This is a genomic window from Halomonas cupida, from assembly GCF_900142755.1.
Classification (GTDB): domain Bacteria; phylum Pseudomonadota; class Gammaproteobacteria; order Pseudomonadales; family Halomonadaceae; genus Halomonas; species Halomonas cupida.
Window position 1 is genome coordinate 114,973 of record NZ_FRCA01000008.1, and the last position, 14,816, is coordinate 129,788.

The 14,816-nt window shown below is 50.8% G+C and carries 12 protein-coding genes; all 12 read left to right on the top strand.

From position 1 onward, the window contains the following. The first annotated feature begins 31 nt into the window (after window positions 1–31). A complete protein-coding gene (locus tag BUE38_RS14805) occupies window positions 32–1,078 on the top strand; it encodes an HAD family hydrolase (protein ID WP_073436014.1) in 1,047 nt (348 codons plus the stop codon). An 18-nt stretch (window positions 1,079–1,096) separates the two neighbouring features. Then, window positions 1,097–3,181, top strand: coding sequence for a rhamnan synthesis F family protein (locus BUE38_RS14810; protein ID WP_143166343.1), 2,085 nt, complete (start codon window positions 1,097–1,099; stop codon window positions 3,179–3,181). Continuing rightward, window positions 3,181–4,113, top strand: a complete 933-nt coding sequence (locus BUE38_RS14815; protein ID WP_073436015.1) for a hypothetical protein — start codon at window positions 3,181–3,183, stop codon at window positions 4,111–4,113. The genes BUE38_RS14810 and BUE38_RS14815 overlap by 1 nt, the downstream gene beginning before the upstream one ends. Window positions 4,114–4,125: 12 nt before the next feature. Continuing rightward, window positions 4,126–5,121, top strand: coding sequence for a hypothetical protein (locus BUE38_RS14820; protein WP_073436016.1), 996 nt, complete (start codon window positions 4,126–4,128; stop codon window positions 5,119–5,121). Continuing rightward, entirely contained in the window at window positions 5,108–5,929 is an 822-nt protein-coding gene (locus BUE38_RS14825; protein WP_073436017.1) for a polysaccharide pyruvyl transferase family protein, read from the top strand. Before BUE38_RS14820 ends, BUE38_RS14825 begins: the two co-directional genes overlap by 14 nt. 3 nt (window positions 5,930–5,932) lie before the next feature. After that, window positions 5,933–6,982: a glycosyltransferase family 61 protein gene (locus tag BUE38_RS14830; RefSeq protein ID WP_073436018.1), complete on the top strand. Its 1,050-nt coding sequence runs from the start codon at window positions 5,933–5,935 to the stop codon at window positions 6,980–6,982. After that, a complete protein-coding gene (locus BUE38_RS14835) occupies window positions 6,969–7,730 on the top strand; it encodes a Stf0 family sulfotransferase (RefSeq protein ID WP_073436019.1) in 762 nt (253 codons plus the stop codon). The genes BUE38_RS14830 and BUE38_RS14835 overlap by 14 nt, the downstream gene beginning before the upstream one ends. Before the next feature lie 15 nt (window positions 7,731–7,745). Beyond that, window positions 7,746–8,714 (top strand): hypothetical protein, encoded by a 969-nt coding sequence (locus tag BUE38_RS14840; protein ID WP_073436020.1) that lies wholly within the window; start codon window positions 7,746–7,748, stop codon window positions 8,712–8,714. Between the two features lie 2 nt (window positions 8,715–8,716). Beyond that, on the top strand, window positions 8,717–11,014 hold the full coding sequence (locus BUE38_RS14845) for a glycosyltransferase family 2 protein (protein WP_073436021.1): 2,298 nt from the start codon (window positions 8,717–8,719) through the stop codon (window positions 11,012–11,014). A gap of 209 nt (window positions 11,015–11,223) precedes the next feature. Continuing rightward, complete coding sequence (locus tag BUE38_RS14850; RefSeq protein WP_143166344.1) at window positions 11,224–11,544, top strand: hypothetical protein; 321 nt, start codon at window positions 11,224–11,226, stop codon at window positions 11,542–11,544. Between the two features lie 34 nt (window positions 11,545–11,578). Continuing rightward, window positions 11,579–12,619 (top strand): glycosyltransferase, encoded by a 1,041-nt coding sequence (locus BUE38_RS14855; RefSeq protein ID WP_234987025.1) that lies wholly within the window; start codon window positions 11,579–11,581, stop codon window positions 12,617–12,619. A gap of 58 nt (window positions 12,620–12,677) precedes the next feature. Further along, window positions 12,678–14,816, top strand: a complete 2,139-nt coding sequence (locus BUE38_RS14860; protein ID WP_234987026.1) for a capsular polysaccharide biosynthesis protein — start codon at window positions 12,678–12,680, stop codon at window positions 14,814–14,816.

Consider the following 14,816-nt stretch of genomic DNA (forward strand, 5'->3'; position numbering starts at 1 on the left):
TTAGCGCAGCAATATTTAACAGGGCGTGTCGATGAAAGAAACATATACAGCATTACGTGAGTTTGGTGCCGCGTTCCTTGGGCCAGCTCTGACGATGTATGCTCGAGCAGTAGAAGAAAACGGCTCTGGGCGTCTTCCTGTCTGCCTCGCTAGAGAAGGGTGGTTGATTCATAAGCTGCTAACACGGCTGGAAAGTGAAGGGCTCGTTGAGTTTGATCACTCACCCATCTATCTCAAGGTATCCCGCACACTACTATTCCGAGCGATGGTGGGAGAGCCAGACATCTGGCCACTTGCCATGAAAGGTAGTTTTTCCGGCAGTGTGCTGGAGCTCTTGATGAAACGCTTCGGCTTCCAGATGCATGAGGTTTTTGCGTGCCTCCCACCTGAGCTTCTCAATTTTACCTTACAACTCCCAGAGGATGCTGAAAAGGTAAGCGAGTGGCTTGATCCTCATGCAGAGCGCCTTAATGAGCAAGTAAAATATACGCGACTAGCATTGAAAGAGTATTTTTCTCGTTCAGGGCTATATGACAGAGATCTGATGCCACTGATGCTCGATCTCGGGTATTCGGGGACGATACAGAAACTCTGCACCAAACTCCTGGAACGAGATACGGATGGCCTCTACTTTATAGCCACACAAGCAGGAAAGACAGAGGTCAACGGCCACACTGCTACTCTAAAAGGTGTATTCAGGGAGGGTGTCGAGTGGAAGGAAGGCTACACCATGCTGGAACGCTCTCTATATTTCGAGTGTTTGATGACGGCTCCTCATGGCCAGGTCGTAGACATTCTAGAAACAAATGATGGGAATTTAATCTTTTCTCATGGTAGAGAAGCCTCTAGCCAGCGCTACTATCAAGATCTGGAAGCTATTCTCGATGGTGCAATAGACGCAGTTGTTGACGCCATGCACAAGGACATCTCCTACACCACTAAAGAAGTAGAAGACCTATTTGAAGTGTTTTCGACACGTCCTGGCGCACTTCCTCAAGCTTCCTGGCATCTTTTTACTGCCGATGATGACATATCTGGAAATGGGATGGTTAATCCTCTTCAGATATTTGGCTACTAATAGGAGGCCTGAAGTCACATGGAAAAAATCATAAAGGAAAAATCTCAGTTCCTTAAGATCTGGTTGCGCAACACATATGGGGTAAAAAGAAAATCCCAAACGCAATCCACTACTCAACATTCTCAGGAGAACAGCGAAAAACAAGAAAACCCTCCTGCTCAGGTCTTGAAAATTGTTCCAGAGCACATACCTTTACAGGAGCCAGAGTCCATGCCGATGCAGGAGCACGAACATGAGACAGCGATGAGAGAATGCATAGAGGCTGGGCTCTTTGACCCTCAGTGGTACAGAGAAACCTATAGCATAGATTTCGAAGATGACTTCGCTATTTTCTCGGACTACTTGACAAAATCGCGTTTTTCTCCTGTCAACCCTTCTCCAGCATTCGACAGCGAGACTTATCTTCGGGAAAACATAGATGTTTTCCATCACCAGATTAGCCCATTATACCATTATATCAATAACGGAAAAATCGAGGGAAGAACTCATGGGCCCGCCATTAATCGCTGGTCCCCTCGCGAAATATTAACTCCGGAAAGAACGATAGGCGAAAAAGCTAAAACTCTTAAAATCGCCATCTGCCTCCATATTTTCTATGACGATTTTATTGATCGCTTTGCCCAAGCACTGGACGCGTTTCCTGTTGAAATCGACCTACTCCTGACACTGGCCAAGGAGGAGTTCACCGATCATGCAAGAAACACTCTTGGCGGACATCCAAGAGTCAACAAAACCGAAATAAGAATAGTCCCCAATCGTGGCCGAAACTTCGGCCCAATGCTGGTTGAATATTCCAAAGAAATAAAAGAATATGACCTTTTCTGCCATTTGCACTCCAAGAAATCTCTCTTTTCCGGCAAAGAGCAGACACAGTGGGCAGACTACCTGACAGAGTACCTTCTGCGTGACCCCAACATCATATCAGGCGTTCTCAACTCTTTTGCGGAGGATGAGAAGCTTGGGCTTTACTACCCTACTACATTCTGGATGATGCCTGTTTGGGTTAATCATGTAACCATGAATGTTCCTTTCATTCGAGAGTGGGAGAAAGCTCTGGATTTACCGCCAGGAACCGAGTTCATCAGTTACCCTGTCGGCGGAATGTTCTGGGCAAGACCGGAAGCTCTGGACGGTGTTATCAGAGAAGGCTGGGAGTATGACGACTTTCCTGCAGAACCGTTGCCTAATGATGGCTCCATGCTCCATGCGCTCGAGCGTGTTCTGGGTTCACTAGTGGAAGGAAAGGGTTATAAGCAATTTTTCTACTACCCGACCACTGGACAGTTTACTACTGACCAGAGTTACACAACATCATCCTATCGCGGCACTATTGAACAGCACCTCCCTGCGATTCAAGCACACGCATGCATAAGCTTTGATGTATTTGATACTCTTGTCAGGCGAGAGTACACCGTCGCCGATTATGCAAAGCTGAAACTTGGAAAACATCTCTGCGAACAAGGGATGGTGGATGATCCACACGACTTCATGAAACTTCGCAACTCCGCGGAATTCGAACTTCGCAAGAGAGCAAACTTCCAGGGAGATGTCGTTATAGATGACATCTATAAGGAACTCGGAGCTAAACTTGGAATTTCCGAAGCCGACGCCGATGGCCTGATGAGGAAGGAGTTCGAGCTGGATCTCGAAATGATCCTTCCGAAGAACGAGATGGTTGAGCTATTCAACCACCTGGGAAGTGTTGGGCATAAGCTATGGGTCATATCCGATAGCTACTACACGCGTGAACAAGTCGGCTTGATGTTGCGAAAAGTAGGTATTGCGGTGCCCTATAGGCTGCTCGTGTCAAGCACAGAGCAGAAACGCAAGGATAATGGCTCCATGTGGGCGATGATCAAGCAGGACCTTGCCCAGGAGGGAATCGACCGTCATCTCCATATTGGTGACAACGTCGTTGCCGATGCTCAGCGCCCGGGCGATATAGGCCTCACAACCTTCCATATACTACATCCCATGGAAAAATGGCAGGCGCTTGGCTTCCCGAAGGTTCTTCGAGGAAGTGATGCGCTGGATGAAGGGCAGATCCTCAAGTGGGGGAAGCTGGTCAGTCAAGTTGGACGCAACCCGTTTATTGGTGAGTAATGAAAAAAGATACCCTATATTTGCATGTTGGCTGGTCCAAGACCGGAACATCCGCAATTCAGGCACAAATTCAGGCTCAGAAAGACGATTTCCTTGACAAGGGAATACTTTACCCACAGACACTACAGTGGCCTGACCACTCACATCACCCTTTTGCACTTTCCTTCAAAGGTAGCGGAGCTTATCAAAGTGATATGACTCCAGCTGAAGCTCTTGAAAAACTTCAGAAGGAGATGGACCAATCCCCTGCAGATAGTGTGCTTCTTTCTTCCGAACTTTCTCCTTTCTACTGGGATAACCCAAGGTTCAAGAGCTTCGCCACTGAAAACTTCAACCGCGTTCAAGTATTATTCACTTTACGGCCTCAGTCTGAGCTGCTTCTATCACTATTCAACCAGTTAGTGAAAGACTCCAACGTGCGGTATGAAGCTTCACTATTCACTCTCGCCATGAGAAACCTTTCGTGGCTGAATTACTATCAAAATATAAAGCGCTGGCAAGATGCCGTAGGCCAGAAGAATGTCACAGCCATCCCATATAGCAAGACAGTAGTAAACAGCTTCTTCGACTCATTTGGAATGCCTGTTGTATCCAGAAAGAAGGAAAATAACCCTATTGTAAATCCGTCCTTGCCGACACGATGCCTTGCAGTGCTTCAGGCTCGGGGGAGAATGGCCAAGGATAACTCAGAGTTCGTACGTCTCCGCCAGGAGATAGTGCAGTTGTCCGAGGTTATTCCCGCCGAGGAAGACAAGTTTACGCTCTTCTCAGCCGAAGAACAGCAGGCTTTTGATGAACATTTCAAAAGAGGGAATCAACTGCTGGCAAACGCACTTAATCTGGATGTGGAAAACATTCAGAAATCCGACTACAAGCCAATAGTAGCATTACCTCCTGGCATCTCTCTGGAAAAGTTCTCAGATGCATCGTAAGGGGATGGATTAATGAGACTAATACTTCATCCCGGCCATGCAAAATGTGGTTCCACGAGTATTCAAAAAGCAATAATAAAGAATCGAGACCAGCTTAAAAAACATAAAATAATAGTACCCGACCCACAGCTTAGATTACCCTGGGAAAAGGGGTTCAACCCTAACGGCGAGACTCCCAGACCATTTTTCAGAAAGCTCATGGAGAGCGGCGACACAAAAGACCTTCTACCAAAATTGGAGAACATTCGCTCTCACCTTGACAACAATTATTCCATAATAATTTCAGCAGAAAACCTGGTAAACCAGCTTAACCAGGCATCAGGAAAACAGATTCATCTTGAGCTGGCACGATATTTCGACGACACGAGAATTATTTATTACATAAAAAGGCAAGATGACTTTCTATTGTCTGCTTGGCAGCAATGGGGGTACAAGCAAGGAAAAAACTTTCAGGACTTTGTAAACACGGCATTACTATCAGGAAACCCTAACTACTGTACCGCGGCCAAGTTCTTCTCCAGAGTATATGGGAAGAAAAATATGGATGTAGTACCTATAGACGGGGGAAAACTGTATAAAAATAATCTGGTGGCAGATTTTTTCCACCGCCTGGAGCTTCCAGCCAACGAATTTAACTGCTCCAGACTCGAAAGCAATAAAAGCTTGAACCCCCACTTATGTGACACATTATCCAAGCTTCCTCATTTATTCACGGACGTTCATGATGAAAGCCTGAAAAGGGACTTGGAGAGTTTGGTTGAAAAAAACTCTCGCATCTTCGAGAAAAGCCCTGACTTCTTTTCAAAAAACGAAAGGAAAAGGATCCTCGAGAGGTTCAAGAAAGACAATGACTTTCTTCGAAACACCTTCATGGATAGTCAGGACTGGCCATCACAGCCAACGTCACACAGCGAATCCGAGAACTCTGACGGTTATGAAGAAGCGCTAGCCATTCAGATGGAGCTGATTATCAAGTTAATAAGGAAGGTAAGCAATGAGGGAAATTAGTGCCACATGGTGGAGAAGCCCTGAAGGAATGAAAAACCTGGGTGACGAGATAACCCCCATACTTCTTCGCGACTACTTCAATGTTGGTTTTTTCAAGACGTCTGTAATGAAAGCAGACTTGCTGAGCACAGGCAGCATCCTTTCCTGGGCTTACAGCAGACCGAAGTGGCCAAAAAACAGGCAAGAATTATATGTAATAGGATCTGGGTTTATGAGACCAGAGCCTATTTCTGATGAAAAACACGCCAACCTCGACTTTCTTAGGTTGATATCAGTAAGGGGACATTTGACCCGACATATGCTGGGGAAGTATGGAGAGGGGCTATCCTTGGGCGATCCAGGGCTCTTGTCATCTTTGCTATATAGAAAGCGGCCAGAAAAAAAATTTACGGCCGGAGTAATCCCCCATCACAGCAATGTTGACAACCCAGACTTCCTTGATCTTTTTTCAGAATTTGACAATTACAAAATCATTGACTTCAGGACAGACGACTACACTTCTGTTTTCGAAGAAATGCTGAGCTGCGACATCATCATAAGCCAAAGCCTTCATGGACTTATAATCTCTGACTCTTTTGGAATTCCGAATGCATGGTTGGACAATGGAAAGCTTCATGCTGGCGGAGAGTTCAAATTCCATGATTATTTCTCCTCCATCGACCGCCCTTTCTCAAAGAAAATAGAAACAAACAAGAAAGTAAAAATATCTGATGTAGACAGTGCTATCTTCGAGTCTGAACAACTTAAGATAACGAGCATTCAGAATGATATAGTTGGTGCTTTTAACTCATTTTTCCAAAAGGTCTGACTAATGGGAGCAACCATAAAGTCGGAAGAAGTGTTCCTGGCGAAGAAGAATGTTCTGGACCACGATTTTCCATACGAGCACCCTCTTGTTACAGTGGGTGATGAGATAGAACCTCGTGTTGAGGTTTATGAGTTGCATAACCCCATGGTTAACCTTGGGCTGCGAAAAGCATTCTATTGCAATGGTGAATTTATTGATGTCCTCACCTCTCCAGCCGGAAGACGAGAACTGAAAGTCAGCATCGAGAAGAAGGGGGTCCGGAAACTAAAAGGAAAAGTATTGGATCTTGTCACTCCCGGCGCCAACCTCTATAGCCACTGGCTTCTTGATTTGATCCCTAAAATCCATGCTGTTAAAAGTGCTGGGCACAACCTTGACGATTTTGACCACATATACGTAAACTATTACAACTCTTCTTTCAAGTACGAATCTTTCAGAACCTTGGGAATCCCAGAAGAAAAAGTTATTGATTTCTCTTCTTTTCCAAAAACATTTGAAGCTGACGGTGTAGTAACCGTTACCCCCTGCCGGTCATCCTTGTACACCCCCGACTGGGTTGAGAACTACATTCGATCGATCTTTCTACATGATAACAAAAACAATGGAGAGAGAAAAAAACTATATATTTCAAGATCCAAAGGAAATTCAAGAAGGATACTTAACGAAGCGGCTCTTCTGGAAAATCTGATTCCACTCAACTTTGAGGTAGTTTATTTCGAAGATTTGAGTCTTTCTGAAACCGCTCATTTGATGTCATCGTCCTCAGTGATCGTAGCACCTCATGGTGCGGGGCTTGCCAACCTGGTTTTTTGTGAAGAAAAAGTCTCTATATGTGAGATATTTTCTCAACATATATCTTCTGAGTACTACAAATTCAGCAAAAAAAAGGGATTCAACTACCACCCTCTCCAAGGTCTATCATCATCTGGAAGTCTAGTCGACTGCAAAAAAATGGATTACAAAAACCATCGACCAGAAATACACTCCGACAACATCATACTAACTAGAGAAATGATAGATGACATCATGAGGTTTGTGAATGAATCTATATGAAGACCAGTTTTCAGAAAGCCACGACTTCCCCTCTTTTACTGGAAAAACCAGAGACTTGATTATTGCTTCCACCCCTCGTTGCGGAAGCCATATGCTTGGTCATTTACTTTACTCAACCAAGTCTCTCGGATATCCCCTGGAATATTTAAACCCCGCCAACTTAAAACGTTGGGGAAAGATCACCAGAAAAAACAACACGTCCGAAATAGTTGATGAGCTTCGTGCTCGCAGAACATCACCAAACGGAGTATTTTCCTGCAAAATTCATTATAGTCACGTGATGAACCTCGGTGGATTTTCAAAAATCTTCGACACTTTCAGAGACTGCAAAGTTGTCTTGGTAACTCGTGCCGATTTGGCAAAACAAGCTATATCATTTTACGTTGCATCCCGCACCGGCGTATGGATACACGGACAAAAGCCTGTTGCAGAGCACCCAAAGTACAACTTCGACGAAATAATGAATAAACTGGACGTCTTGAGATCCCATAATTCCTTATGGAGAATGAACCTTTGTGCCCTTGGCATTCCGCACATGGAGGTAAGATTCGAAGATCTAGTTAAAAACTCCACGAACGAGGTTTCAAAAATAGCCGATTTCTGCAACGTAGAACTTTACAGCAAGACCAACTTTGAAAGCCACATGACTACTAAGCAAAGTGGAAAGAAAAACATCGACTGGCTGGAAAGGTTTATCGAGGACTACAGGGCACACCAAGGTGTAACACTTGAAAATCATCAATCATGATATCTTGAGATAAATATGTGTCCGCTTTTTTTCGTCCACATCCCCAAGACCGCCGGCACCAGTTTTCGACTGGGAGCTGAGAATTTCTTTAAAGGGAAGCAAATCGTCTATGATTATGGAAAAAACTCGGGCACCACATCCAGCATAGTTCAGGAATATCTCTATAATAACGAGCCAGACTTCTGGGGGTTTGGGAACTCCTGTACCAATGAGAACGTCCCCATGGTCTGTGGGCATGTCAATATCGGTCGTTTTGTTTCATTGTTCGGAATAACCAATACGATAACATTCCTGAGGGATCCTCTACAGCGAATGGCCTCTGAATACGCCCACTTCGTTCGCCATTATGGGTACAAAGGATCTTTCAGAGATTTTTACTCTCGACCAGTAATGCATAACCGTCAGAGCAAGATATTGCATGGCGTTTCTTATGAGTCTGTTGGGGTTATCGGCCTGACTGAAAGGTATTCCGACAGCCTGGAGTTGATCAACGCCCGATATGGCATCGAAATTCCTCACCGTGAAGATAACCAGGGAAAGACCCGCCTTGAAGCTGTTCATGATCTGGAGGAGGATGAAATAGCAGAGCTCAAACACTTGAATCAGCGTGATATCGCACTTTACGAGCACAGTAAACGCCTATTTGATTCACGATTGGCGCTCTTTCGAGACGGCTTACCTTACGCTCACGCACACGTAGTCGAGGCCACCACTCAGCGGGTTGCCGGCTGGGCATGGTGGGCCGGAGACAACGAAGCTCCTGTCGAAGTAGAGGTCTGGATCAACGGCGAACTCCAGGCCCGTGTGATGGCTGCGGAGCTACGTCCCGGGCTTTGTCGACTAAGAGTACCTAGAGGCGGCTATATCGGTTTTCACCTGCCAGTAAAGTTGAGCGCCGGTGATCAGATACAGTGTCGAGTGGCCCAAACCAGACAGGCCTTCCCCGTCCGGCCCCTATATGCAGAAGAGCCGAAAGGCAAGTGAACATGAGCTACGCCAAAGGACTTGATGGGGCATCAAGCTGGTTGCGGCAACTGCTGGAATTGACCCCTCTGACCGTTCATCCCCTGTGTCGACTGAAGCCACAGCATGATCTGAAGCCGTCTCTCGACCAATCCTGGGATTGGAGGGCTACCGACAACGACCCCCAGTTCATGCTCACCAGGGGGCTGCCCCTACCCGGCTGGCAGATGCTGGAGGTCGCCATGGATCACGACCAGCCCCAGGTATCAGTGCGTCTCTATCTGGATACCGGCAATGGCTTCAGCGAAGAGGAAAGCGTCTTCCTGCCGCTCAAGAGCGGTCGGATCACCAAGCGTCTTTTCCATGTAAAGAAGCCACTGAAAGCCATTCGCTTCGATCCCATGGAAGACGCCGGTTATTTCACGCTGCTGCACTTGCGTTTCGCCTGGTTGAGCCCCTGGTTTGCCCATGACCGTCTATCAAGCCGTCTGGCCAATATGCATTACCAGTGGCGAGAGAAAGGAAAATCCCAGGTCCTGCCTGAGCTGAAGCGCATCGCCCATGAACAGGGGCGACATTGGCGGGAATTGGCGCTAGAGCAGTATGATGCCACTTTCGAACGCTATGCTCCGCGGCTCAATTATCGCCAATGGCTCAAGAACCGCGACCAGCTATCTCGTGAGGACGCTCAGCAGCTCCTCGCCAGGCTTTCCGAGCAGCCGTTGATCTCGGTGCTGGTGCCGGTCTACAACCCTTCCCCCGACTGGTTGCGCGAATGCCTGGACTCGGTAAGGGAGCAATTCTACCCTCACTGGCAACTGTGCATTGCCGACGATGCCTCCAGCGATTCCGGGGTGAAAGCAGTGCTTGAGGAGTACGACAATAGCGATTCACGAATCGAGGTGGTCTACCGTTCAGATAACGGACACATCTGCGCTGCCAGTAACAGCGCCCTGGCACTGGTGAACGGCGAGTTCGTGGTATTGCTGGATCACGATGACTGTCTATCGCCCGATGCGCTGCTGAGAGTCGCCGAAGTCCTGAACCATGCTCCTGATGCGGGCCTGCTGTACAGTGATGAAGACAAGCTTGGCGAAGACGGAGAGCGATTTGATCCTCATTTCAAGCCGCAGTGGAATCCGGACCTGCTTCTGGCACAGAACTATATTTCGCATCTGGGCGTCTATCGCACGACTCTGGTGCATGAAGCAGGCGGGTTTCGCGAAGGCTACGAGGGCAGCCAGGATCATGACCTTGTCCTACGGGTAAGCGCCCGCCTGGAAGACCATCAGATTGTGCATATCCCCCACGTTCTCTACCACTGGCGTGCTATAGCCGGTTCCACAGCGCAGAATAGTGCCGAGAAGAATTACACCAGCCAGGCCGGCATGAAAGCCGTCCGCGATTTTCTCGAGCACCACGCGCCAGAAGCCACCGTTGATCACGGGCACTATCCCAATACCTACCGCGTACATTGGCCTTTGCCCAAACCACTGCCCATGGTCAGTCTGCTGGTGCCGACCCGTGACCGAGTGGAAATCCTGCAACCCTGCGTGGACGCCATTCTCGAACGTACGGACTACCCTAACTTCGAGTTGCTGATTCTGGACAACGGCTCTGTCTGCCGCGAGACACTGGACTACATGAGTCAGGTCGAGCAGCGTGACCCAAGGGTGCGCGTGCTGCACTGGAACCACCCTTTCAACTACTCGGCCATCAATAACTTCGGTGCCAGCCAGGCCAGAGGCGAGATGCTGGCGTTGGTGAACAACGATATCGAGCCGATCCACAGTGACTGGCTGTGCGAAATGGTCAGCCAGGCCGCCAGACCCGAGATTGGCTGTGTCGGCGCCAAACTTTATTACCCCAATGATACGGTTCAGCATGGTGGCGTCATTCTAGGTATCGGTGGCGTCGCTGGGCATGCACACAAGTATTTCACTCGCAACGCCTTCGGCTACTTCACCCGTCTGCACCTGGCACATAATCTGTCGGCTGTCACGGCTGCCTGCCTGGTGGTCCGCAAGGCCATATTTGACGAGGTTGGTGGACTCGATGCCCAGCATCTGACGGTGGCTTTCAATGATGTGGATTTCTGCCTACGGGTGCGCGAGGCAGGCTATCGCAACCTGTGGACGCCCTACGCGGAGCTCTACCACCATGAGTCCGTTTCACGCGGTGCCGACGACAGTAGCCACAAGCGGGCCCGGGCACAGAAAGAAGTCGAGTACATGCGTCGCGTCTGGGGCGAGAAGCTGGATTCGGACCCAGCCTACAATCCCAATCTGACCTTGGTGCACGAAGATTTTTCTCTGAGATAGGGCCAGGGGCGTTTATAGAAGATCGGCAAGATATCCAACCTGAATAGACGCGACCTACGGCCCCAGCGATAAACAAGGTAAGAAGTCGACTAGAGGGTTGCCAACAAAGCATTTCGCCCTCGGTGGGCATTGCGCGGTATGTTCAAGCAAGAGAGCTTCTGGGTTGACAGCAGAAGCGCTCAACCAACCGGAATCAATGGAGGTGTTACATGGCCACAAGAACTACAAAAAGCACTAAAACAACTGAAGCCGCAACCCCAGATATTACTCAGATAAAAGCTGAAGCTCTGGTGGAACGTATCAAGTCCAGCAACCCCAAGTTCCTCGGTAATATGTCAGACCAGCGCGCAGCCAATCTTGTTCGCTATACCCTCAGGGCGCTAGCTGCAGAGATCAATGAAACCGAAGAGGGTCGTCTGCGAGTGGCTGGGTTGGGTGGTGTAGCGATTCGCCAGGTTGAGCGCGAGAAAGATGGCACCACCGAGAAAGTCAAACGGGTCATCCTGCGCCCGGCACAACCCAAGACCTGAAGCGAATACCTCCGACATCATGGATGCGAACTGATTGCTGAAGACGCACTCCAAGTGGATCCTTCTCAGCGACGGCGCCAGGCCAACCGAGGATATCTACTTTCTGGCCTCGGCTGCTCCCTGGCTACGTCAGCAGGGAGCCCGCGTCCTGCGCCTCGATACTCGCCGCTGGCAACACCCTCGCTGGTGCTGGCCATGGCTGAAGTCCGTGCTCAACGATGCCCATGTCATCGTGGTCAGAGGCCTGCCAGAGGACTGGATTCAGTCTCTGGGCGATATGCGCAACCAACTTGCTGGCCTCTATTATGTGATCGACGACGACCTCAAGGCTGCGGCGAAGGATTCAACTCTTCCTGATGCTTATCGACAGCGGATGATCCTGCTTGACGCCCAGCAGCAACAGTTGCTGCCGCTGGTCGACGAAGTCGTCACCTGCAGCACGGCACTGGAAAGCCGCCTGGCCAGCCACCATCGTCATATCAGCGTGCTGCCGCCGGCATTGATATCGCCACTGCCGAATCTCGGTCACTTTCAGAACGATCAATGGACCCTGGGCTTCCATGGTACCCGTGCTCATCTGGCAGACCTGAAGCGCATCGCTCCAGCGTTGAGCCGGCTGCACGACCACTCCCCCAGGTTGAACCTCGACATCATGCTGGGCCGTTTCACGCCTTCTGAACTGAGCTCGCTGCCGCGAGTTGCCACACCTTCACCGCTGGGCTGGAAGGCATTTCGTGGCTATCAGCAACGACAACGTCTTCAGATCGGACTTGCACCGCTCTGGCCAACGCCGTTCAACAACGTCAAGTCCGTGATCAAGTATCTGGATATTGCCGTGATGGGCGGAGCGGGCATCTTCAGCCGCCACACTCCGTATTCTCAGCTTGTTGAGGATGGCCGAGATGGCCTTTTGGCTGAGGACACCCCGGATCACTGGTTCAGCTGTGCAAAACGTTTGCTCGACTATCCGGACGATGCCCGAGCCATGGCCCAGGCCGCCGCGGATAAGGCTCGAGACATAGGCAACCCCGCCCGGACACAACAATTCTGGTCACGCCGCCAACGAGGCGAATGACCGGGCCAGCGACCTGGCCACAGCATAATGCATTCATCACTCCCGACATGACGACGCCTTGCCTCCCGCAACCATGATGCAACTCTCACCCGATGCTTCGGCACCCGGCGCCGTGCCTGCCATGCAGGAAACCAGCCGTACCGGTCGTACGGCATTGATCACTACCAGGGCCATGGCGCAACATCCCGGCCTGGCCGTCTGTCTACCGGAGTTTCAGCGTCTGGTCCCGTGGTCACGGCGCCATTTTCAGCGACATGACGCCATTCTTGGTTGGGGCTACCGCCCGACGACCCGCAGGTCGCGGCAGTGGGCGCAGCGGACCGGACGCCCTTATGTCGCACTGGAAGATGGCTTCATACGCGCCTGGGGCACCGCTGGGCAGGGTTACGCCTCACATTCTCTGGTTGTTGATCACCAGGGGATCTACTACGACGCTACTCGCCCCTCGGATCTGGAGACATGGATCGAGGAGGGACGCTTCCCGGCGGACGAGGAGGCACATGCTACGGCACTGATGGCCCGCATCCGCGAGTTGCGTCTGTCGAAGTACAATCACGCGCCCGATGCAGCCCTCCCGACAGGGTCACGGACACGTGTTCTGGTGGTGGATCAGACCCGAGATGATGCATCGATAACCTTTGGCATGGCCAGCGCCGACAGTTTTCGGGCCATGCTGGAAAGCGCTCTCGAGACTCATCCCGAGGCCGAGATACTGGTCAAGCTCCACCCGGAGGTCATCTCCGGCACCAAACAGGGACATCTGGCTCATGCCATCGAGCATCCGCGTTGCCGAGTCATTACCGACGACATCAACCCCTGGGCGCTATTTGATACGGTAAGTGCAGCGCATGTGGTGACCAGCCAGCTCGGTTTCGAGGCCCTGCTCGCCGGGCTACCGGTGACCTGTCATGGCATGCCCTTCTACGCCGGCTGGGGTCTGACCCATGATCATCTGCACTGCCAACGGCGTCAGCGTCGGGCCACCTTGAGCCAGATATTCGCTGCCGCCTATTTACGCTATACCCGATACGTCAATCCCTACACCGGAGAGCGTAGCCATCTCGCTGCCACACTCGAACTGATCAATGACCAGAGACGTCAGATCGAGCGCTGCCGAGGCAGTTGGCAAACGCTGGGATTCTCGCGCTGGAAACGTGGCTTCATCGGCGATTTCCTCGGTCCCGCAGCTCAAGTGACACATCGGTCACTTGCCTCTGGAATCGGCACAACAGAAGAGAAGCCCGTCGAGCAGGCATCGTTACGCTCTCTGGTCTGGGCCAGCCAGCAAACGGACCAACCGCTACCCCAGCCGCTGTGGCGAATGGAGGATGGATTCCTGAGATCTGTCGGGCTGGGAGTCGATCTGGTGCGACCGTTATCGCTGGCACTCGACTGTCGTGGTATCCACTATGACCCAAGCCGTCCCAGTGACCTTGAACACCTTCTTCAACATGCGGAGTTCTCCGAAGCACTCCGCACGCGTGCACAAGATCTGATCCAGCAGATCGTGGCCAGCGGTGTCAGCAAGTACAACTCCTGTGAAGGTGGTGCTAGCGAAGGTAGTGCCAGTGAAAGTGGTGCCACCGAGCAGACCAACCTGATTCCCGAGCCACCCAGCGACAGAGCATGCCTGTTGGTGGTGGGACAGGTGGAGAGCGACGCTTCCATTCGGCAAGGCAGTCGGACCATCACCACCAACACGGAATTGCTGGCAAGGGTGCGACGCGATCACCCGTCCGCCTTCATCCTCTACAAACCACATCCCGATGTACTGAGTGGTGTGCGCGATGGTGGGAGGGTCCCCTCGACACTCTTCGACGTCCAGGTCAGCGGAGACATCACCAGGCTGATCAAACTCGCCGATGAAGTGCATACCATGACATCACTTGCCGGCTTCGAGGCTCTGATTCGTGGTACCGCTGTCGTCACCTATGGAGTCCCCTTCTATGCCGGCTGGGGACTGACGAAGGATCACGGTCAGGTGCCAGCCCGAAGGAATCGCAGCCTGAAGCTGGAAGAACTGGTCGCCGGTGCACTGCTGCTCTACCCCCATTATGTCGACCCCCGGACAGCTCAGCCGATCAACGCCGAAACCGCCGTCACTCTGCTGCGCCAGGCCCGCCGCTGCGACCGCTCATTGAAAGCCTGGCAATACCTGTACCGGTTCTACCGCCGTTCTCTGAAGGGACAACGTTGA